The organism is Achromobacter sp. AONIH1 (genome assembly GCF_002902905.1).
Taxonomy (GTDB): domain Bacteria; phylum Pseudomonadota; class Gammaproteobacteria; order Burkholderiales; family Burkholderiaceae_B; genus Achromobacter.
Genome location: NZ_CP026124.1, coordinates 5,141,080 through 5,160,815 on the forward strand (window position 1 = coordinate 5,141,080; position 19,736 = coordinate 5,160,815).

Consider the following 19,736-nt stretch of genomic DNA (forward strand, 5'->3'; position numbering starts at 1 on the left):
CGCATCAACCCGGCGGATACCGTACTTCCAGGATATCCAGTTCCTCGATGCCGCCCGGCGTGCGCAGCACCACGGTGTCGCCTTCCCTGGCCTTGATCAGCGCGCGCGCCACGGGCGAGATCCAGCTGATCTTGCCGGCCAGCGGCTCGGCCTCATCCACCCCGACGATGGTGACGGTGTGGTCCTCGCCGGCCTTGTCCGAGTACAGCACGGTGGCGCCGAAAAAGACCTGGTCGCGGTTGGGCTGGATGGCGGGATCGACCACTTCGGCGATGTCCAGGCGCTTGGTCAGGAAGCGCATGCGGCGGTCGATCTCGCGCAGACGTTTCTTGCCGTAGAGATAATCGCCGTTCTCGGAACGGTCGCCATTGGACGCCGCCCAGGACACCACCTGCACCACCGAGGGCCGCTCCACGTTCATCAGGTGCGCGAGTTCGCCGCGCAGCCGCTCGTAGCCTTCAGGCGTCATGTAATTCTTGGTGCCCGCCGGCAGGGCCTGGGCCTGTGGCAGGTCATCGTCGTCATCGTTGTCGGATTCTTTGACAAAGGCTTTGTTCATGGCGGCGGCGCCGCGTGGGCGCGATCAGGATCAATGGCGTGGCGGAGCGGACGCGGGGCGTCCGCTAGAACCAGTCGTGCCAGACTGGCTTCAGGTCCGGCGGCAGCGCGGGCAGGCGCCCGAGATCCATCCGGCTTTCCGTGGGGCTGTGGAAGTCCGAGCCGCGCGAGGCCAGGAAGCCGTAGCGACGCGCCACGTCGGCGTACTTGCGGGCCTCGTCGGCCGTATGGCTGCCGGTGTTCACTTCGATGCCCTCGCCGCCCAGCTCGATGAACTCATCGAACAGCGCGGCGAATTGCAGCGGCGTGTACTTGTAGCGGCCCGGGTGCGCGATGACGGCGCGCCCGCCGGCGCCGCGTATCCAGCCCACGGCCTCGGCCAGCGTGGCCCATTGCATCGGCACGTGGCCGGCGCAATCGTCACCCAGATACTTGTTGAAGACGGTCTGCACATCCGGGCAATAGCCGGCCTCGACCAGGTAGCGGGCGAAGTGGGTGCGGCTGATCAGCTCGGGATTGCCGGCGAAGGGCAGCGCGCCCTCGTAGGCGCCGGGCATGCCCATGCCGGCCAGCCGCTCGCCGATGCGCTTGGCGCGCTCGGCGCGGCCGGCGCGGGTCTTGCGCAGACCCTCGGCCAGCGCCACGTTGGACGGGTCGAACCGCAGGCCCACGACATGCACCGTCAGGCCGGCCCAGGTGACAGAGATCTCGACCCCGGTGGCGAAGCGCATGCCCAGTTCCCGGGCGGCCCCGGCGGCCTCGGCCAGTCCGCCGATCTCGTCGTGGTCGGTCAGGGCCCAGACATCCACGCCGTTGGCATGCGCCCGCGCCGCCACCTCGCGCGGCGCGAGCGCGCCGTCCGAAACGGTGGAATGGCAATGCAGGTCGATGTTCAGAATGGGCGAGGTCATGGGCCTATTGTAGAGAAGCGGGAAATTGCTGCACAGCGCCGCAACCGCGCCATTGCCCGCCCCACGGGGCCGGCCGGCGTCCCCGTTTCCCCGCCAGCAGCGTCAGTCCAGCAGGAAGGCGGCCACAGGCTCTATCTGCGCGTCCGACATCAGCGTGGGCGCATGGCCCACGCCCGGTATCACGACCGCGCGCGCCCGCGGATTGCGCTGAAGCATTTCGTCCACGGTGACGGTTGTCAGCAAATCGGACTGTTCGCCGCGCACGATCAGCACCGGGCAATCCGTGCCCACATAGCATTGCCACAACAGCTGCTCGCCCGCCGCCAGTTCCTGCGGGGTCTGCGCGGCCAGCGGCTGCGCCAGCGCCAGGTCGTAATGCTTGACCCAGCGCCCGTCCTGCTCGGGATAGACGTAGCGGGCCAGCTGCGCCCATTGCTCGTCGCTGTGCGGCCCGAACGGCAGCGAATCGGCGCGCATCGCCGCGACCGCCTGCTCGAAGGAATCGAACTCGCGCGGCATGCCCACGTACTGGCCGATGCGGGCCAACGCACTCAGCTCCAGCCGGGGGCCGACGTCGTTCAGCACCATGCGGTCGAAATGCAGCCCTTCCTGCGCCGGCGGCATGCCCGGATGCGGTCGCATGGCCGCCGCGGCCCGCGAAAACGCCGCCGAGCCCGACAGCGCCATGCCGATCAAGCCGCCCATCGACGTGCCGACCCACGCCAGCCGCGCCGGCTTCAGGCGCGCGATCAGCGTGACCATGTCCGCCGCGTACTGCGGCACGGTGTAGAACGCGGGATTGGCCAGCCAGTCGGAACGGCCGCGTCCGACCACGTCGGGGCAGACCACGCGATAACGCCCGGCCAGCCGTCGCGCCAGCGCGTCGAAATCGCGGCCGGTGCGCGTCAGGCCGTGCACGCAGACCAATACCTGGTCGTTGGCCGGATCGCCCCATTCCCAGTAGGCCATGCGGTGCAGGCCGGCCGGACTGGCGCAGGTGACATATTCCAGGCAGGGTTCCAGGCTGGCTTGCCGCATCGAGACGCTCCAAATCGCGAAGATGGCCGGTATCTTATCGGATGCGCCGCAGGCGCGCGCGGCCCGCCCGCCCCTTTTTCCCGACGCGGCGTCAGGGACTTTCAGATTCCTGTGAGGCTTGTGTTGCAGGATATAGTGGTTAAGATTGGTTCAGCCTATCGCCGCCATTCAATCATTGCATTGGATGCGCGCGCGCTTTGGGGCCAAAGTAGCCAGCTTCACGCCTTGCCAGATCAGTCATCCCCGAATTGATATGGAGTCCACATGGAGCAAAGCAGTCCCTCCTCCGTCGATCACGATCGTCATGCTTCCCCGCCGGGAGCCGCCCAGCATGCCTCCCCGCCTCCCGAACCGCCCCGCGTGCTGCAGGACCTGCTGGCCCGCGCCGACGTGCAGCTCAACGGCTCGCGTCCCTGGGACATCCAGGTACATGACAAGCACATGTACGAACGCGTCTTCACCAGCTGGTCGCTGGGCCTGGGCGAGTCCTACATGGACGGCGAGTGGGACTGCGACGCGCTTGACGAGCTGTTCACCCGCCTCCTGCGCGCCGACCTGGGATCGGCCGCCATGGGTATCGCGCGCGTCAAGCTGATCGCCGAGCATCTGCGCCACAAGCTGTTCAACCTGCAGTCCAAGAGTCGCGCCTTCGAAGTCGGCGAACAGCACTACGACGCCGGCAACGACGTGTTCGAAGCCATGCTCGACAGCCGCATGATCTATTCCTGCGCCTATTGGGAAAACGCCGCGACGCTGGAAGAAGCCCAGTACGCCAAGCTCGACATGATCTGCCGCAAGCTGCGTCTCAAGCCCGGCGAGACGCTGCTGGACATCGGCTGCGGCTGGGGCGGGCTGGCCAAGTTCGCCGCCGAGAACTACGGCGTGAAAGTCACCGGCGTGACCGTATCCAAGGAACAGCTGGCGCTGGCGCAGCAGCGCGTGCAGGGCCTGCCGGTGGAACTGCTGCTGCAGGACTACCGCGACCTGCAGGGCAGCTTCGACAAGGTCGTCTCGGTGGGCATGTTCGAGCACGTGGGTCCGAAGAACTACGACACCTACTTCACCAACGTGCAGCGGCTGATGGCCCCCGAAGGCATCTTCCTGCTGCACACCATCGGCATCGCCGCCACCAGCCAGAGCACCGATCCCTGGATCGACCGCTACGTGTTCCCCAACGGCAAGCTGCCCTCGGCGGTGGAAATATCCACCGCCGTCGAGGGCCGCTTCATCATCGAGGACTGGCACAACTTCGGCGCCGACTACGATCGCACGCTGATGGCCTGGTGGGACCGGTTCCAGCGCGCCTGGCCGCAGCTGGAGGCACGCTACGGCAAGCGCTTCTACCGCATGTGGCAGTACTACCTGATGTGCTGCGCCGGCTTCTTCCGCTCGCGCGAAGGCCAGCTCTGGCAGGTGATCCTGACCCATCCGCAACGCGGCGACACCTATCGTTCGCTGCGCTAGAGGGGGGAAGGCCCACCCCCGAGCGCTACGCGCCCCCCTCAAGGGGGCGCAGCTGCGGACCGGCAGAGCCGGATCCGCGGGCCCCGCTTGGAATGGCTACGGCCTACGCTTGGGATAGCTACCGTCAACACTTGCGGCGGCCGCCGCGCAGGATGCCGGGGACCTTACGAGCCCGCTGCATCCTCGCGGATCATGTCGGCCGCCCGCTCCGCGATCATGATGGTCGGCGAATTGGTGTTGCCCGAGGTGATCAGGGGCATGATCGAGGCGTCGGCGATGCGCAATCCTTCCAGCCCGTGCACGCGCAGGCGCGCGTCCACCACCGCGCCCTGGTCCGGTCGCCGGCCCATCGCGCAGGTGCCCACCGGATGGAAGATGGTGGTGCCGATCTTGCCGGCCGCCTGGCGCAGCTCGTCCTCGCTGCGGTAGGCCGGACCGGGCAGCCATTCCTCGGGCCGGTAGCGGCTCAACGCGGGCGAGGCCGCGATGCGCCGCGCCAGCCGTATCGAATCGGCCGCCACCTTCAGGTCTTCATCCGTGCTCAGGTAGTTGGGCCGGATCAGCGGCGCCGCCTGCGCATCGGCCCCCTGCGTGTGCACGCTGCCGCGCGATGTGGGCCGCAGGTTGCACACGCTGGCCGTGAAGGCGTCGAAGCTGTGCAACGGTTCGCCGAAAGCGCCCAGCGACAGCGGCTGCACGTGGAATTCCACGTTGGCGCGGGCCTGGCCTTCGTCCGAGCGGGCGAACAGGCCCAGCTGCGACGGCGCCATGCTCATCGGACCGCTGCGCTTGAGCAGGTATTCCAGGCCGATGCCGGCCTTGCCCCACCAGGTGGCGGCCAGCCGGTTCAGCGTCTTGACGCCCTGCACCTTGATGATGACGCGCAGTTGCAGATGATCCTGCAGGTTCTCGCCCACGCCGGGCAGCGCGTGGCGGATATCGATGCCGGCCTCGCGCAGGCGCGCCGGCTCGCCCACGCCGGACAGTTCCAGCAGCTGGGGCGTATTGACCGCGCCGGCGGCCAGCACCACCTCGCGCCGCGCGCGCACGGTCTGCTCGCGGCCGTCGCGCAGCAGGCGCAGGCCGACACAGCGCATGCCCTCGAACAGCAGCTCGCGCGCATGGGCGCCGGTCAGCACCTGCAGATTGGCGCGCTGGCGCACCGGCCTCAGGAAGGCCTTGGAGGTGTTCCAGCGCCAGCCGCCGCGCTGGTTCACTTCGAAGTAGCCGCTGCCGAAGTTGTCGCCGCGATTGAAATCGTCCACCGGCGGGATGCCGGCCTGGTCCGCCGCCTGGGCGAAGGCTTCCAGGATGTCCCAGCGCAGCCTCTGCGACTCCACCCGCCACTCGCCGCCCGCGCCATGATGCTCGGACGCGCCGCGATGATGGTCCTCGCTGCGCTTGAACACGGGCAGCACCCGGTCCCAGCTCCAGGCTTCGTCACCGCTCAGCGCGGCCCACTGGTCGTAGTCCTCGCGCTGGCCGCGCATGTAGATCATGCCGTTGATGGACGAGCAGCCGCCCAGCACGCGGCCGCGCGGATAGATCAGCGAGCGTCCGCCCAGGCCGGGCTCGCTGGCCGTGCGGTACATCCAGTCGGTGCGCGGATTGCCGATGCAATGCAGATAGCCGACGGGAATGTGGATCCAGTGGTAGTTGTCGCGCCCGCCGGCCTCCAGCAGCAGCACCCGCGTTGCCGGATCGCGGCTCAGCCGGTTGGCCAGCACGCAGCCGGCCGACCCCGCGCCCACGATGATGTAGTCGTATGTCTCCATATGCGCTTCTTATGGTTGTTGCCCCGGTTTTGCAGGCCGGGAAAACCGCCCGGGCCTTGCCGTCCCGGGGGAGTACGCTGTTTTGCCGTCACTTTCGCCCAGGCATCCACGGCTGTCCAATGATTTGTTGAAAAGCGCTTCATAAGCGTCTCTAATAAAGCTCAGCCCACTTTCCGGATCCGGCCATGGACCTGAAGCACATCCGCAGCTTTGCCGCCGTGGCGCGCGAAGGCAACCTGACGCGCGCCGCCGAGCACCTGCACCTGACCCAGCCCGCGCTCAGCCTGCAGCTCAAGAACTTCCAGGAATCGCTGGACCTGACGCTGTTCTCGCGCAGCGCGCAGGGTCTGTCGCCCAACGCCGACGGCCGCGCGCTGCTGCCGCCGGCGCTGCGCGTGCTGGACGCGCTGGACGATTTCCAGCGCGCCATCGCCACGCTGCGCGACACGCTGCAGGGCGAATTGAGGCTGGGCACCATCCTCGATCCGGAGTTCCTGCGCCTGGGCGCCGCCTTGCGGCACCTGATGGCGCGCTATCCCAAGCTGCGGCCCATGCTGCGCCACGGCATGTCCGGCTCGGCGGCGCGGCTGGTGCGCGCGGGCGAGCTGGACGCGGGATACTTCCTCGGCCCGCTGGACGCGCCGCGCGCCCAGCCGGCGCTGCACGCGCAGCCGCTGGCGGCTTTCTCGTACTACGTGGTCGCGCCCAAGGGCTGGGGTCAGATGGTCAGCGGCCGGGGCTGGAAGGAGATCGCCGCCCTGCCCTGGATCTGGACGCCGCCGGACTCGGTCCACCATCGCCTGCTGGCGCGCAAGTTCGCCGAGCTGGATGCCGTGCCCAACGCGGTGGCCGAGGTCGACCAGGAGGCATCCATGCTGGATCTGGTGCGCTCGGGCGTGGGCCTGTCGCTGGCGCGCGACTCGCTGGCCCTGCGCGAATCGCAGACGCACGGCCTGCTGCTGGTGCAGGGACTGGAGATCCGCACCGAGCTGTCCTTCGTCTGCCTGGCCTCGCGCAGCGGGGAACCGCTGGTGGCGGCCGCCTTCGACGCGGTGCGCGCGGCCTTCTCCTGATATGGCAGCCGCGCGTCTGCACGCAGCGGACAACGCGCGCGCTATCCGGACAGCCGACATGACGCCGCGTAAATAAACACGCAATACCGGCATTGCGCGGATAGCAGGCGCAGGTCCCGGCTATGTCCGCGCGCCCCCCCGGCCACACCATGCGTCTCAATGAAACCGCGGCGCCAGGCGCAAGCGCCCGCCGCGAACGAGGCCAACTCCAAAGGGGAAATCGCATGAAGGATCTGGAAGGCAAGGTCGCCATCGTCACCGGCGGCGCCACCCTGATCGGCGCGGGCGTGGTGCGCGCGCTGCGCGGCTACGGCGTGCGCGTCGCCGTGCTGGACGTGGACGGCGCGGGCGGCGAGAAGGTCGCCGCCGCAGACCCGCAAGGCTGCCGCGCCTGGCAGGTCGACATCACCGACGACGCGCGACTGGAACAGTGCGTGGCCGAGGCCGCCAGGCACTTCGGCCGGCTGGACTTCCTGGTCAACCTGGCCGCCACCTACCTGGACGACGGCGCGGCATCGGGCCGCGCGGACTGGCTGCGCGCGCTGGACATCAACCTGGTCAGCGCGGTCATGGCCGCGCGCGCCGCGCGCCCCCACCTGGTGGCCTCCGGCGGCGGCGCCATCGTCAACTTCACCAGCATCTCGGCCAAGGCCGCGCAGACGGGCCGCTGGCTCTATCCGGTGTCCAAGGCCGCGCTGGTGCAGCTCACACGCAACATGGCGATGGACTTCGCCGGCGACCGCATCCGCGTCAATTCGGTGTCGCCAGGCTGGACCTGGTCGCGCGTGATGGACGAGATCACCGGCGGCGACCGCGCCAAGACCGACCGCGTGGCCGCCGACTACCACCTGCTCGGCCGCGTCGGCGATCCGCGCGAAGTCGCCGACGTGGTGGCCTTCCTGCTGTCGGGACACGCGTCCTTCGTCACCGGCGCCGACTACGCGGTCGACGGCGGCTATTCGGCCATGGGTCCCGAGCAGGCCAAGCCCGCCATTCCGCGCCTGGCCGAGTAAGGCCCGCGCCATCCTTCGCCGCAATCCGGACATTCCATTCAGGAGAACTTGATGACTCGAATCGCAATCGTGGGCGGCGGCCAGGCGGGCATGCCGCTGGCCCTGGGCCTGCTGGACAAAGGCTATGACGTCACCGTGGCCACCAACCGCAAGCCCGACGAGGTGCGCGCCGGCCAGGTCATGTCCAGCCAGTGCATCTTCGACCCGGCGCTGCGGATCGAGCGCGACCTGGGCATCGACGAATGGGGCGATGCCTGTCCGCCTGTCCAGGGCATCGGCTTCGCCGTGCCGCATCCCGAGCAGGCCGGCGCCAAGGTCATCGACTGGGCCGCGCCGCTGGACCGCCCGGCCCAGGCCGTGGACCAGCGCCTGAAGATGCCGGTGTGGCTGGAGCGCTTCGCCGCGCGCGGCGGCAATCTGCTGATCCAGGACGTGGGCGTGGCCGAGCTGGAAGCGCTGGCGCAAAGCCACGACCTGGTCATCCTGGCCGCCGGCAAGGGCGAGGTGGTCAAGCTGTTCGAGCGCGACGCCGCGCGCTCGCAGTTCGACAAGCCGCAACGCGCGCTGGCGCTGACCTATGTGCACGGCCTGGCGCCCACGCCAGACTATTCGCGCGTGTCCTTCAACCTGGTGCCCGGCGTCGGCGAGTACTTCGTGTTCCCCGCGCTGACGCTCAGCGGCCCCTGCGACATCATGGTGTTCGAGGGCGTGCCCGGCGGCCCGCTGGACTGCTGGCGCGACCTCAAATCGCCAGCCGAGCACCTGGCCGCGAGCAAGCGTTTCCTGGACACCTACCTGCCCTCGGAAGGCGCGCGCGCCGCCAAGGTGGAACTGACCGACGCCAAGGGCATCCTGGCCGGCGCCTTCGCGCCCACCATCCGCAAGCCGGTGATGACGCTGCCATCCGGCAAGCTGGTGTTCGGCCTGGGCGACGCGGTGGTGGTCAACGATCCGGTCACCGGCCAGGGTTCGAACAACGCCACCAAAGCGGCCAAGGTCTACCTGGACGCGATCCTGGCGCACGGCGACGCGCCTTACACGCGCGCATGGATGGAACAGACCTTCGAGCGCTATTGGGACTATGCCAAGTGGGTGGTGCAATGGACCAACTCGCTGCTGCTGCCGCCCCCGCCGCACATCCTGCAGGTGCTGGGCGCGGCGCAGCAGTCGCCGGGGCTGGCCGGCCTCATCGCCAACGGCTTCAATCATCCGCCCAGCTACTTCCCCTGGTGGAGCGACGCCGCCGAGGCCGGCGAGCTGCTCAAGCGGCACCAGGCCGTGGCGCGCGCCGCCTGACCGCCCGTGCATGAGGAACCCAGCATGAGCACGCTCCTGGCCGTCCGGCAATGCCATGAAGCCCCCGCCTGCGCCGCCTGGGGCAGCGTCGACCTGGCGCCCCGCGCGCTGCGCGACCTGCTGGGCAGCTACCCGACCGGCGTGGCCATCGTCACGACGCGCGCCGCCGACGGCCGCAACGTGGGGCTGACCATCAATTCCTTCGCCTCGCTGTCGCTGGATCCGCCGCTGGTGCTGTGGAGCCTGGTGAACCGCTCGCCCAACCTGGCGGTGTTCCGCGACAGCGCGCATTTCGCGATCAACATCCTGGCCAGCGGCCACGAGGCGCTGGCGCGGCGCTTCGCCGATCCGGCGGTGCCGGACAAGTTCGCCGACGTGACGGTGCGCGAGACGCCCGAGGGCGTGGCCGCCATCGACGGCGCGCTGGCCACCCTGGTCTGCGCCCACGACCACTGTCGCACGGTGGGCGACCACCTGCTGCTGGTCGGCCAGGTGGTGCGCGTGGCCAGCCAGCCCAGCGAACCGCTGGTGTTCCATGCCGGCCGCTTCACCTCGGTGCCGGCCCGCGCCCCGGCCATCCCCTCATCCCAACCCGGAGATTCCCAGCCATGAGCGCCCCGGCCCTCCTGCCCGAACTGGCCCTGCGCATGGCGCGGGGCGCCGTCCGCGTGGTCGACCTGACCCAGACCCTGTCGCCCTCGTTCCCGGCGCTGCAGCTGCCGCCGCAATTCGGCCAGGTGCAGGCCTTCAAGATCGAACGCATCTCGCACTACGACGAGGCCGGCCCCGGCTGGTACTGGAACAACTTCTCCTGTGGCGAGCACACCGGCACGCACTTCGACGCCCCGGTCCATTGGATCAGCGGCCGCGACCATCCCGCCAACAGCGTCGACACCATCGCGCCCGAGCACTTCATCGCGCCGGCCGTGGTGCTGGACGCCAGCGCCGAGGTCGCGCAGAACGACGACTGGCTGCTGACCGTGGAATTCATCCAGGACTGGGAGCGCCGCCACGGCCGCATCCCGCCGCGCGCCTGGGTGCTGCTGCGCAGCGACTGGTCGCGGCGCGCGCAGGATCCTGCTGCCTTCCTCAACCTGCGCGAGGACGGCGCGCACACGCCCGGCCCGACGCAGGAAGCCGTGCAATGGCTGATCCGCGAGCGCGACGCGCACGGCTTCGGAGTGGAGACCATCAACACCGATGCCGGCCAGTCCCATGCCTGGCCGCTGCCCTATCCCTGCCACACGCTGATGCATGGCGCCAACCGCTACGGCCTGCAATGCCTGAAGAACCTGGATCAGCTGCCGCCGCAGGGCGCCATGATCCTGGCCGCGCCGCTGAAGATCGAGGGCGGCTCAGGCAGCCCCTTGCGCGTGCTGGCGCTGGTGGAGCAGGCATGAGCGCGCCGACCGAAACCCAGGTGGTGTTCGTCGGCAGCGGCATCAATTCGCTGGTCGGCGCGGCGCTGCTGGCCGTGCGCGGCAAGCGCGTGCTGGTGCTGGAACGCAACGACCGGCTCGGCGGCTGCATCCGCACCGAGGAACTGTTCCCCGGCTACCGGCACGAGGTGTTCTCGTCCTGGCATCCGCTGTTCGTCGGCAGTCCGGGCTATGCCGAACTCAAGTCCGAGCTGGAGCAGGCCGGGCTGGAAGTGCTGTGCGGCGACTATTCGACCGGCCTGGTCGGGCCGGACGGCCGGGGCCTGGCGCTCAGGCAGGACATGGCCGACGCCGCCCGGCGCCTGGACGCGCTCTCGCCCGGCGACGGCCAGGCCTTGCAGGACATGGCCGCGCGCATGTTCGGCGAGGACGCCGCGCTGACCTTCGGCCTGCTGGGCAAGAATCCCTACAGCTGGGATCTGCTCAAGCTGCTGTACAGCGAATGGCGCAAGCGCGGGCTGGACGGCATGACCGCCTTCGCCGCCGGCGCGCTGGAGAATTTCCGCCGCTGGTCCGAGCGCACGCTGCGCTCGGACGCGGCGCGCGCGCTGATCGCGCCCTGGACCTTGCACTCCGGCCTGGGGCCGGACGATGCCGGTTCGGCGCTGATCGGCAAGCTGACCTTCGCCGCCGTGGTCAGCGGCGGCATGCCCGTGATCAAGGGCGGCGGCAGCCGGCTGGTCGAGGCGCTGGCCCGCGTCATCGAGAATCGCGGCGGCCAGCTGCTGACCAACGCGCAGGTGGACCGCGTGCTGGTCGAGGGCCAGGGACGGCGCGCCCGCGCCGTCGGCGTGCAGCTGGCCGACGACGGCCGCGTGCGCGCCCGCGACGCCGTGGTCTGCAACGTCACGCCGCAACAACTCTACGGCCAGCTGCTGCCCGACGCGCCGCCACCGGCGCGCGAGCGCGCGCAGGCCTACCGCTACGGCCGTGGCTGCATGCAGCTGCATTTCGCGCTGAACGCGCCGCCGGCCTGGACGGAGCCCGAACTGGTCAAGGTGCCGCTGGTGCACCTGACCGAAAGCCTGGAACAGGTCTGCGCCTCTGTTACCGAGGCCAACAACGGCCTCTTGCCCTCGCGCCCGACGTTGGCCATCGGCCAGCCGGTGGCGGTGGACCCGTCGCGCGCACCCGAGGGCGGCTGGATCCTGTGGATCCAGATGCAGGAAATGCCCGCGCGCCTGAAGGGCGACGCCGCCGGCCAGATCGACACGCCCGCCGACGGCCGCTGGAACGAGGCCGTGCGCGAGGCCTATGCCGACCGCGTCCAGGCGCGCCTGGAACGGGTCATGCCCGGACTGGCCGAGCGCATCGTCGGCCGCCGCGCCTACTCGCCGGCCGACCTGGAGGCGCTGAACTGCAACCTGGTCGGCGGCGATCCGTACTCGGGCATCTGCTCGCCCGATCAGTTCTTCTGGCTGCGCCCCTTCGCCAGCGGCGGCGGCGCGCGCGGCCATCGAACGCCGGTCGCCGGCCTGTACCACATCGGCGCGTCCACCCACCCCGGTCCCGGACTGGGCGCGGGCTCGGGCACGCTGGTCGCCCGGGAGATCGCGCGGAAATAACTGCCCGACGCCCCGGGCCTTGCCACACCTTCCGGCGCGTGGATCCGTCCGCGCGCCCGGGACGGCCGCGCGCGCCTTTCGCCCATCGCGGGCGGCGCGCGCCACGCCAGCCAGTTGCCGTACCAACAACAACACACCGTGGTTAGGAGACAAAGCTATGCGCAAATCCATGCCCGCCTGGGCACTACTGCTGGCGTCGGCCCTGGGGCCGTCCGCGGCGCTGGCCATCGAGGGCGGCGCCCTGCCGATCTATCCCGACGGCCTGGAAAACTACATGGTCGGCGCCCTGCCCCCGCCGGGCGTGCACTTCCTGACCTACGGCGGCGCGCTGCGCTACGACACGCTGCGCGGCAACAGCGGCGAGTCGCTGGTGCGCGACTTCAAGGTCAATGTCAACATGCTGGCGCCACGCCTCATCTGGGTGGCCCCCCAGCCGGTGCTGGGCGGCAGCCTGGCGCTGCACACGGTGGTGCCGCTGCTGGACGTGGACTTCCGCGCCAACGGCGCGCGCTTCAAGAGCTCGGGCCTGGGCGACATCGCCGTCGGCGCGGCGCTGGGCTATCACGCCTCGCCGGCGCTGCACTATCTGTTCGGCGTCGATGTCTACGCGCCCACGGGCAAGTACGACGCCAAGGATCCGTCCAGCCTGGGCAAGAACTACTGGACCATCCAGCCCCTGGCCGCGCTGACCTACACGCAGCCCACCGGCCTGAACGCCGACCTGAAGGTCATGTACGACTTCAACCAGCGCAACAGCGACACGCGCACCCGTTCGGGCCAGGCGATCCACGCCGACTACAGCCTGGGCTGGGGCCTGGGCGGCGGCTGGGTGGCGGGCGTGGGCGGCTATGTCTACCAGCAGGTCACGGACGACAAGGGTCCGAACAGCGCGATGGGCAGGGCGCGCGCCCTGGGCGTCGGTCCGTCGATCCGCTACGCCAGCCAGGGCGGCTGGCTGTTCACGCTGAAGTGGCAGAAGGACTTCGAGGTGCGCAACCGGCCCGAGGGCAACCAGCTGCTGGCCAAGCTGGTGATTCCGTTCTGAGGGAAAGGCGCCGGGACCGCCTGCGGTTCCGGCGCTGAATCGCGCGCGGACTCAGTGCCGCCGCAGCGTCTGGCTGGGCGTTTCCAGGTAGCGGGCCTTGTAGTCGTTGCTGAAACGGCCCATATGCGCGAAGCCCCAGCGCAGCGCCACGCCGGCGACGCTGGCGGCCTCGCCGCTCAGCAGCTCGGTGCGCGCGCGTTCCATGCGCAGGTCGCGCAGATAGTGCATGGGGCTGACGCCCAGGAATTCCTTGAAACCGCTGTAGAGGCTGCGCACGCTGACGCCGGCCACCTGCGCCAGCTGCTCGACGCTGAGCGGCTCGTGCGCGTGCGCCTGCAGGTAATCCTGCGCCCGCCGCACGTGGCGCGGCAGGATCGAACTGCGCCGCGCCGGGGCGGTCTCGCTGTAGTTGTGCAGATGCGAGGTCAGCAGGATCGAGGCGGCCAGCTGCTCGACCTGCGACAGCACCAGCTTGTGCTGCTCCAGGTCGGGATAATGGGTGGCGCAATCGACCAGATAGGACAGCAGGCAGCTCCAGGGTGCGCAGTCGCGCCAGCGAAAGCCCAGCTCGAAATGCAGCGGCTTGTCCAGCGGATGGCCCAGATAGCCGACCAGCGTGCGCTCGACCAGCGAGCGCGAGATGCGCAGCATGACCTGGTCGTTGCCGGCCTCCCAGCACATGCGCGTATCGCATTCAGGGCTGAGCACCGAGGCCAGCTCCGGCGAGGAATCGATGCGCTGCCCGCCGCTCTCGATGGCGGCCGTGCCGCACAGCGGCATCTGCACCAGGAAGAAGCTTTCCAGCGGCCCCGGCTCGATGCGCACGGTAGCGCCGTAGCGCAGCCGGCTCAGCGACAGGTCGCCCAACCCCGTGTAGTGCATGCGTGCGTCCAGCCGCTCGCCGCCGGCGGTGCGGGTCAGCTGGTGAGGCTTCATGACGCGCCCGACCATCGAGCGCACCTCATCCAGGTCGGTGGAGGCGAACAGCAGCTTTTCCGGCGCGTTGAGCAGCCGGTCGATGGGCGTGCCGGTGGCGGAGGTGCCGGTGGCGGACGCGCGCGACGGCGCGGCCGAGGATGGGGACATCGGGATCAACGTAGTGGGCATGGTTGCTGCCTCCCTTGGGGCCTGGCTGTCAGCCTGATCTTGTCTGGGCATCCGGTTGCCCGCCGGCTGCGCCCTGTGCGCCGCAACATCCGCGCAACGCCTAGTCCCACGCCGCCGCAACCCTGCGGTAGCGCGGGACTTGCACAGATCCTACTACGCAGGCCGGCGCGACGCGCCACAGGAAAACCCGCCTTGGGCGGGGCCAGCTATCCGGTTCGTGCTTACATTATCCGAATAGTGCTTGAAGCATAAACATATGAAACCTGCGAGTTTGGCGCAAGTGCCGGTTGAAGAAATACTGACGGCCAGTTGAGCGCGTGGCCTCGCTCTGGCCTTGCTGCGCCGCTTCCCCGCGCTCGCCTCGCCCTCGCCCCACACGTCGCCCAGCACGTCGCCCCGCTCATCGCCCGGCAAGTCGCGCCGGCTTCAGCGGCCCTGCCAGTAGCGCCCGTTGCGCTGTCTCTCTCCACGCACCCGCAATTCGGCAGGCAGGGATTCCGCCACCACCGCGCCATCCCGGTCGCTGCGCCAGAAGCGCACGCCGGCCGCCGTCCAGCGGTGCTCCACCGCCGGCGCCGGATGGCGGAAGCGGTTCAGCATGCCGGCCTGGGCGATGACGTGCCCCGCGCGCGTGGCGGCGATCAGTTCAAGGCTCGACGAGGTGGCCGAGCCATGGTGCGGCGCCATCACCACGTCCGTCGGCGGCAGCGCGGGCGCGAGCGCGCGTTCCTGGGCCACGCCGATATCGCCGGTCAGCAGCAAGGAATGCCGCGCGCCCTGCACCCGCAGCACGCAGCTATCGGCGTTGGGATCCGCCGGATCCTTCTCGGCCGCCAGCGGATGCAGGAACGCGAAACGCAGGCCATCGGCTTCCCAGGCCTGCCCTCGCGCGCAGCGCAACCGTGCGACAGGCGGCACATAAGCGCCGGCATCCGCCCGCCCCTCCGAAATCCGTGCCTCGCGCGCGTCCCGCGCCAGAAAGGCATCCAGGTCAAAGGACGCATGGCTGCGCGCCACCGCCACCGCGTTCAGCACCGCCCGCGTTCCGCCGACATGGTCCATGTGCACGTGCGAAAGCACCAGATCATCCAGCATGCGGATGCCGCGCGCGCGCAGATAGGGCGCCACCACCCACTCGCCGACATCGGATCCGCCCCGATGGCGCGGCCCGGCATCGAACAGCAGCGCGCGCGTGGCGGTTTCCAGCAGCACCGCGCCGCCCTGCCCCACGTCCAGCGCCGTCAGCCGCCAGTATCCCGGCTCGGGCCGCTCGGGACGCCAGCACAGCAACGGCAGCATCCAGAGCCACCCCCAATGGCGCCCCGGCCAGCCTCGCGCCTGCAAGGCCCAGGCCATGCCCGCCAGCGCCAGCAGCAGCCAGGGCCAGGGCGCGGCCGCCACGTCGAAGCTGGCCCAGGCGGCCTCGCCCACCCAGGCGACGGGCATCATGGTCTGGTCGAATACCGCCAGCCCCACCTGCCCCACCCCGGCAGCCAGGCGTTCCGCGCCCGGAATCGCCGCGAACAACGCGCACAGCAGGGACAGGGGCGTGACCAGGAAACTCACCGCCGGTATCGCCACCGCGTTCGCCAGCGGCGAGCCCACCGACACCTGGCCCACCCAGAAAGCCAGCGGGGGCGTCAGCCCCAGCGTCACCAGCAGTTGCAGGTGGCTGGCCTGCCCCAGCCTCGCCGCCACGCGGCGGCCCAGGCCGGCCGACGGATCCATCGGCGCCGCGACGATGCGCAGCAGGATGGCGACCGCGCCGAACGACAGCCAGAAGCCCGGTGCCATCGGCGCCCAGGGGTCCAGCGCCGTCACCAAGGCGGCGGCGACGGCCAGCACCCGCCCGCCCGTCAAGGGCAGGCGCGACATGGCCGCCGCCAGCACCGTCGCCAGCATGAAGAAGGTGCGCCGGGCCGGCACGCCCCAGCCCGCGAGCAGGCAATACAGCAACGCGACCCAGGCGGCCGCCATGCCGCCCACGATGCGCGACGGCGCGCGCTCGGCCAATCCGATGCCGCGCCAACGCGCGCGCCGCCACAGCAACGCGGCCAGCATGCCCGCCACGCCGGCGATCGAGGTGACGTGCATGCCGCTGATGGACACCAGATGCGTGATCCCGCTGCGGTTGAACAGCCGCCAATCCTCGCGTGCGACCCCGGCCTGGTCGCCGATCGCCAAGGCGATCAGGACCGGCGCGTAGCGATGCCCGTCCAACGCCCGGCGCATGCCCGCGCGGATGCGGTGACGCGCGCGTTCGATCACCACGCCGGGCCCGGCCCAGGGACGGTCGGCTACAAATTTGGGCTGGCCGCGCACCGTGCCGGTGGCCCGCAGGCCCAGCGCAAACATCCGGCCTTCCGCATCCGGCAGGCCCGCGTTGCGCAGTCCCGCCGGGCGGCGCAGCACCAGCGCCATGCGCCAGACCTGCCCCGGCGCCAGCGCCGGCAGGTCCGGTCCGTCCGGTGACGCATGCCATGTGACCAGCAGGCGGGAGGGGATGCCGGGCGGCGCGGGTTCCAGCGTATCCGCGACGAAGCGCCAGCGACGGGCGTCGCCGTCCGGCAGTCCAGTCACTTGCAGCATCAGGCGCGTCACCTGATCGTGGTGCGCGTCGGACAGGCCGTCGTCGAGGCGTGTCTGGGCCTGCCAGCTGGCGTTGAGCAGGCCGGCGGACAGGCCCAGTGCGAGCGCGGCGGTCAGCTTCCAGGCGGCGCGCCGCGGCCGTCGCAGCGCCAACACCGCCAACAGGATCGCGGCCAGCAGCGCGGCGCGCGCCACCGGCCCCGGCAGCTCCGCCAGGGTCTGCGTCAGCGTCGCCCCGGCGACAAAAGCGAAGCAGAAGAATCGGCCAGTGATAGACGCCCCTTGCCGACACGGGATGCAGGCCACGGGACCGTGCCGCGGGCCGGTGTCGAAGGGGATCAGCGTAGGCCGCGCGCAAACGGCCAAGGAAGGAAATGAATGGCTTCGTCACTGCGTGGCGACCGCAGCGCGAACACGTACACGGGCGCGGCGGCGCGGCCGAATCTCACGCGCCGCACGCCCGTCCCCGCCCTACCGGAACCGCAGATTCCCCCGCCCCAATTCCCCCACCGACTTGCACCCCATCAACCGCAACGCCCGCTCGATCTCCACCCGCATCAGATCCAGCGCGCGCTCCACTCCCGGCTGGCCGGCGGCCGCCAGCGGAAACAGGTAGTAGCGACCCAGCCCCACGGCCTTCGCGCCCAGCGACAGCGCCTTCAGCACGTGGGTGCCGCGCTGCACGCCGCCGTCCATCATCACGTCGATGCGGTCGCCCACCGCGTCGACGATCTCGGCCAGCTGGTCGAAAGCGCTGCGCGAGCCATCGAGCTGGCGGCCTCCGTGGTTCGACAGCACGATGCCGGTGCAGCCGATGTCGGCGGCCCGACGCGCGTCCTCCACCGACATCACGCCCTTCAGGCAGAACTGGCCGCCCCAGTGCGCGACCATCTCGGCCACGTCGTCCCAGGTCATGGACGGATCCAGCATCTCGGTGAAATAGCGGCTGATGGACATGACGCCGCCGCCCATGTCCACGTGGCCGTCCAGCTGAGGCAGACGGAAGCGCTCGTGCGTGAAGTAGTTCAGCGCCCAGCCGGGCTTGGCCATGAACTGGGCGATGCCGGCCAGGTTGAGCCGGAACGGGATGGCGAAGCCGGTGCGCTTGTCGCGCTCGCGGTTGCCGCCGGTGATGCTGTCCACCGTCAGCATCATCACCTGCACGCCGGCCTCCTTGGCGCGCGCCATCATGTCGCGGTTCAGGCCCCGGTCCTTGTGGAAATAGAACTGGTAGACCTGGGGGCCGCCACTGATCCGGCGCGCTTCCTCCAGGCTGACGGTGCCCAACGACGAAACGCCGAACAGGGTGCCGTGCCGGCCGGCGGCGGCGGCCACGGCGCGCTCGCCGTCGTGATGGAACAGGCGCTGCAGGGCCGTGGGCGAACAATAGACCGGCAGCGCCAGCTTCTGGCCCATCACGGTCACGGACAGGTCCACGTCGGCCACGCCGCGCAGCACGTTAGGCACCAGGTCGCAGTCCTCGAAGGCGGCGGTGTTGCGCGCGTAGGTGGTTTCATCGTCGGCCGCGCCGTCGATGTAGTTGAAGATCGGCCCGGGCAGGCGCCGGCGCGCCATGGCGCGGAAGTCGTGAAAGTTGTGGCACTGGTTCAGGCGCATCGCGAGACCTTGGGACGGGCGTGGACGACGAAGGCGAAACCGGCGTGCAGCCATGCCGGGCGGACACATAGTGTAGGGGCTGCGCTCACCGGACGGCCCGGACACGGCTGCGCGCCCGCCAACTTGACAAGCGCAGCCCCCGCTCGGAACATACCCTCCCAGTTCCGCCGCGCCGCCGCCCTCGCCTTCGCTGTCGCGCCCGCTCCGCGCGCGGCCTCGCATCCGCGGCCCGGCGCCCCCGGCCAGCCGCGCAAACCAGGATCCGCCGGCATGGCTGACGCACGCAACGATCTCGACTCCCTCGCCCACACCTCCCGCGACCTCCACGCCGCGCTGCGCCGTGACGCGCCGCTGGTGCAGTGCCTGACCAACTTCGTCTCCATGAACTACGCGGCCAACGTGCTGCTGGCTGCCGGCGCCTCGCCGGCGATGGTGCACGCGGCCGAGGAAGCGCCCGAGTTCTCGCGCATCAGCGGCGCGGTGGTGATCAACATCGGCACGCTGTCCCAGCCCTGGCTGCACAGCATGCTGCTGACCGCGCAGGCGGCGTCGCAGGCCTCGGTGCCCTGGGTGCTGGACCCGGTCGCCCACCATGCCACCGCCTTCCGTCGCGACGCGGTGCGCCGGCTGCTGGCGCTGAAACCGGCCATCATCCGCGGCAACGCGTCCGAGATCATCGCGCTGGCCGGCGGCGCCAGCGCCGGACGCGGCGTGGATGCGGGCGATCCGGTGGCGCAGGCCGAGCAATCGGCGCGCGAGCTGGCGCTGGCGCAGGAGACCGTGGTGGCCGTCACCGGCGAAGTGGACTATGTCACCGACGGACACCGCGCCGTGCGCATCGCCGGCGGCGACGCGCTGATGCCGCGCGTCACGGCGACGGGCTGCGCGCTGACCGCGCTGACGGGCGCCTTCGCCGCCGTGGCCGGGCAGGCCGCCGACAGCGCGGGATCACGGCAGGCGCCCCGCGCAGCCGGTTCCCGGCACGCGGCCTATGCGGCGGCGGTCGCCGCCCTGTCCTGCTTCGCCATCGCCGGCCGCCGCGCCGGAGCGCTGGCCGACGGGCCGGGCTCGTTCGCGTGGCGCTTCCTGGACGCGCTGGCCGCCTTGCGTCCGGACGACCTGGTCGCGGAATCGCCGCTGCGCCCGTGAGCCTGCCTCAGCACCCATGACCGCCTGATGACGACCGCAAGACCGCAGGTCGCGGTTGCAACCGGGTCTTCCGTGTCATGGATGGGTCACACGGCGT

Annotated in this window: 16 protein-coding genes; 9 read left to right on the plus strand and 7 right to left on the minus strand. The window is 70.3% G+C overall.

Annotation, left to right across the window (positions count from 1 at the left end; translation table 11 throughout):
* Window positions 1-4 precede the first annotated feature (4 nt).
* From greB to C2U31_RS23560, 3 genes are all read right to left on the minus strand, one after another.
* Entirely contained in the window at window positions 5-559 is a 555-nt protein-coding gene (gene greB / locus C2U31_RS23550; RefSeq protein ID WP_103275011.1) for a transcription elongation factor GreB, read from the minus strand.
* A 64-nt stretch (window positions 560-623) separates the two neighbouring features.
* Window positions 624-1,469 (minus strand): 3',5'-nucleoside bisphosphate phosphatase, encoded by an 846-nt coding sequence (locus C2U31_RS23555; RefSeq protein ID WP_103275012.1) that lies wholly within the window; start codon window positions 1,467-1,469, stop codon window positions 624-626.
* Window positions 1,470-1,571: 102 nt separating this feature from the next.
* The gene (locus C2U31_RS23560; RefSeq protein ID WP_103275013.1) at window positions 1,572-2,507 is read right to left on the minus strand and encodes an alpha/beta fold hydrolase; all 936 of its coding nucleotides are present in this window, start codon (window positions 2,505-2,507) and stop codon (window positions 1,572-1,574) included.
* Between the two features lie 264 nt (window positions 2,508-2,771).
* On the opposite strand from C2U31_RS23560, the gene cfa reads away from it, so the two are divergent.
* Window positions 2,772-3,971 carry a cyclopropane fatty acyl phospholipid synthase gene (cfa, locus tag C2U31_RS23565; protein ID WP_103275014.1) on the plus strand — a complete coding sequence of 400 codons (1,200 nt, stop codon included), beginning with the start codon at window positions 2,772-2,774 and terminating at the stop codon, window positions 3,969-3,971.
* Window positions 3,972-4,135: 164 nt separating this feature from the next.
* Here cfa and C2U31_RS23570 read toward each other — a convergent pair whose 3' ends face one another.
* Complete coding sequence (locus C2U31_RS23570; protein WP_103275015.1) at window positions 4,136-5,746, minus strand: GMC family oxidoreductase; 1,611 nt, start codon at window positions 5,744-5,746, stop codon at window positions 4,136-4,138.
* 185 nt (window positions 5,747-5,931) lie between these two features.
* On the opposite strand from C2U31_RS23570, the gene C2U31_RS23575 reads away from it, so the two are divergent.
* The 7 genes from C2U31_RS23575 to C2U31_RS23605 all read left to right on the plus strand — a co-directional run bounded on the left by C2U31_RS23575 (window position 5,932) and on the right by C2U31_RS23605 (window position 13,177).
* On the plus strand, window positions 5,932-6,819 hold the full coding sequence (locus tag C2U31_RS23575; RefSeq protein WP_103275016.1) for a LysR family transcriptional regulator: 888 nt from the start codon (window positions 5,932-5,934) through the stop codon (window positions 6,817-6,819).
* A 224-nt stretch (window positions 6,820-7,043) separates the two neighbouring features.
* A complete protein-coding gene (locus C2U31_RS23580) occupies window positions 7,044-7,832 on the plus strand; it encodes an SDR family oxidoreductase (RefSeq protein ID WP_103275017.1) in 789 nt (262 codons plus the stop codon).
* A gap of 51 nt (window positions 7,833-7,883) precedes the next feature.
* Window positions 7,884-9,128, plus strand: coding sequence for a styrene monooxygenase/indole monooxygenase family protein (locus tag C2U31_RS23585; RefSeq protein WP_103275018.1), 1,245 nt, complete (start codon window positions 7,884-7,886; stop codon window positions 9,126-9,128).
* Window positions 9,129-9,152: 24 nt separating this feature from the next.
* Window positions 9,153-9,740 carry a flavin reductase family protein gene (locus tag C2U31_RS23590; RefSeq protein WP_103275019.1) on the plus strand — a complete coding sequence of 196 codons (588 nt, stop codon included), beginning with the start codon at window positions 9,153-9,155 and terminating at the stop codon, window positions 9,738-9,740.
* On the plus strand, window positions 9,737-10,528 hold the full coding sequence (locus tag C2U31_RS23595; RefSeq protein ID WP_103275020.1) for a cyclase family protein: 792 nt from the start codon (window positions 9,737-9,739) through the stop codon (window positions 10,526-10,528). The genes C2U31_RS23590 and C2U31_RS23595 overlap by 4 nt, the downstream gene beginning before the upstream one ends.
* Complete coding sequence (locus C2U31_RS23600; protein ID WP_103275021.1) at window positions 10,525-12,132, plus strand: NAD(P)/FAD-dependent oxidoreductase; 1,608 nt, start codon at window positions 10,525-10,527, stop codon at window positions 12,130-12,132. The genes C2U31_RS23595 and C2U31_RS23600 overlap by 4 nt, the downstream gene beginning before the upstream one ends.
* 157 nt (window positions 12,133-12,289) lie before the next feature.
* The gene (locus tag C2U31_RS23605; RefSeq protein ID WP_103275022.1) at window positions 12,290-13,177 is read left to right on the plus strand and encodes a transporter; all 888 of its coding nucleotides are present in this window, start codon (window positions 12,290-12,292) and stop codon (window positions 13,175-13,177) included.
* Window positions 13,178-13,228: 51 nt separating this feature from the next.
* On the opposite strand, the gene C2U31_RS23610 is transcribed toward C2U31_RS23605, so the two are convergent.
* The 3 genes from C2U31_RS23610 to C2U31_RS23620 form a co-directional block, all read right to left on the minus strand.
* Window positions 13,229-14,284 (minus strand): AraC family transcriptional regulator, encoded by a 1,056-nt coding sequence (locus C2U31_RS23610; protein WP_233772476.1) that lies wholly within the window; start codon window positions 14,282-14,284, stop codon window positions 13,229-13,231.
* A 426-nt stretch (window positions 14,285-14,710) separates the two neighbouring features.
* Window positions 14,711-17,068, minus strand: a complete 2,358-nt coding sequence (locus C2U31_RS23615) for a DNA internalization-related competence protein ComEC/Rec2 (RefSeq protein WP_233772477.1) — start codon at window positions 17,066-17,068, stop codon at window positions 14,711-14,713.
* 276 nt (window positions 17,069-17,344) lie between these two features.
* A complete protein-coding gene (locus C2U31_RS23620) occupies window positions 17,345-18,490 on the minus strand; it encodes an alpha-hydroxy acid oxidase (protein WP_103275023.1) in 1,146 nt (381 codons plus the stop codon).
* A 270-nt stretch (window positions 18,491-18,760) separates the two neighbouring features.
* Here C2U31_RS23620 and thiM point away from each other — a divergent pair, with 270 nt between their 5' ends.
* Window positions 18,761-19,639: a hydroxyethylthiazole kinase gene (gene thiM, locus C2U31_RS23625; RefSeq protein WP_103275024.1), complete on the plus strand. Its 879-nt coding sequence runs from the start codon at window positions 18,761-18,763 to the stop codon at window positions 19,637-19,639.
* The last annotated feature ends 97 nt before the right edge of the window (window positions 19,640-19,736 follow it).

Bases quoted from the DNA above. Each gene is read 5' to 3' on its own strand.
- C2U31_RS23610 (WP_233772476.1), bottom strand. From the start codon at position 14,284: ATGCCCACTACGTTGATCCCGATGTCCCCATCCTCGGCCGCGCCGTCG.
- C2U31_RS23570 (WP_103275015.1), bottom strand. From the start codon at position 5,746: ATGGAGACATACGACTACATCATCGTGGGCGCGGGGTCGGCCGGCTGC.
- C2U31_RS23620 (WP_103275023.1), bottom strand. From the start codon at position 18,490: ATGCGCCTGAACCAGTGCCACAACTTTCACGACTTCCGCGCCATGGCG.
- C2U31_RS23575 (WP_103275016.1), top strand. From the start codon at position 5,932: ATGGACCTGAAGCACATCCGCAGCTTTGCCGCCGTGGCGCGCGAAGGC.
- greB (WP_103275011.1), bottom strand. From the start codon at position 559: ATGAACAAAGCCTTTGTCAAAGAATCCGACAACGATGACGACGATGAC.
- C2U31_RS23595 (WP_103275020.1), top strand. From the start codon at position 9,737: ATGAGCGCCCCGGCCCTCCTGCCCGAACTGGCCCTGCGCATGGCGCGG.
- C2U31_RS23600 (WP_103275021.1), top strand. From the start codon at position 10,525: ATGAGCGCGCCGACCGAAACCCAGGTGGTGTTCGTCGGCAGCGGCATC.
- C2U31_RS23555 (WP_103275012.1), bottom strand. From the start codon at position 1,469: ATGACCTCGCCCATTCTGAACATCGACCTGCATTGCCATTCCACCGTT.
- C2U31_RS23590 (WP_103275019.1), top strand. From the start codon at position 9,153: ATGAGCACGCTCCTGGCCGTCCGGCAATGCCATGAAGCCCCCGCCTGC.
- thiM (WP_103275024.1), top strand. From the start codon at position 18,761: ATGGCTGACGCACGCAACGATCTCGACTCCCTCGCCCACACCTCCCGC.
- C2U31_RS23580 (WP_103275017.1), top strand. From the start codon at position 7,044: ATGAAGGATCTGGAAGGCAAGGTCGCCATCGTCACCGGCGGCGCCACC.
- cfa (WP_103275014.1), top strand. From the start codon at position 2,772: ATGGAGCAAAGCAGTCCCTCCTCCGTCGATCACGATCGTCATGCTTCC.
- C2U31_RS23605 (WP_103275022.1), top strand. From the start codon at position 12,290: ATGCGCAAATCCATGCCCGCCTGGGCACTACTGCTGGCGTCGGCCCTG.
- C2U31_RS23560 (WP_103275013.1), bottom strand. From the start codon at position 2,507: ATGCGGCAAGCCAGCCTGGAACCCTGCCTGGAATATGTCACCTGCGCC.
- C2U31_RS23585 (WP_103275018.1), top strand. From the start codon at position 7,884: ATGACTCGAATCGCAATCGTGGGCGGCGGCCAGGCGGGCATGCCGCTG.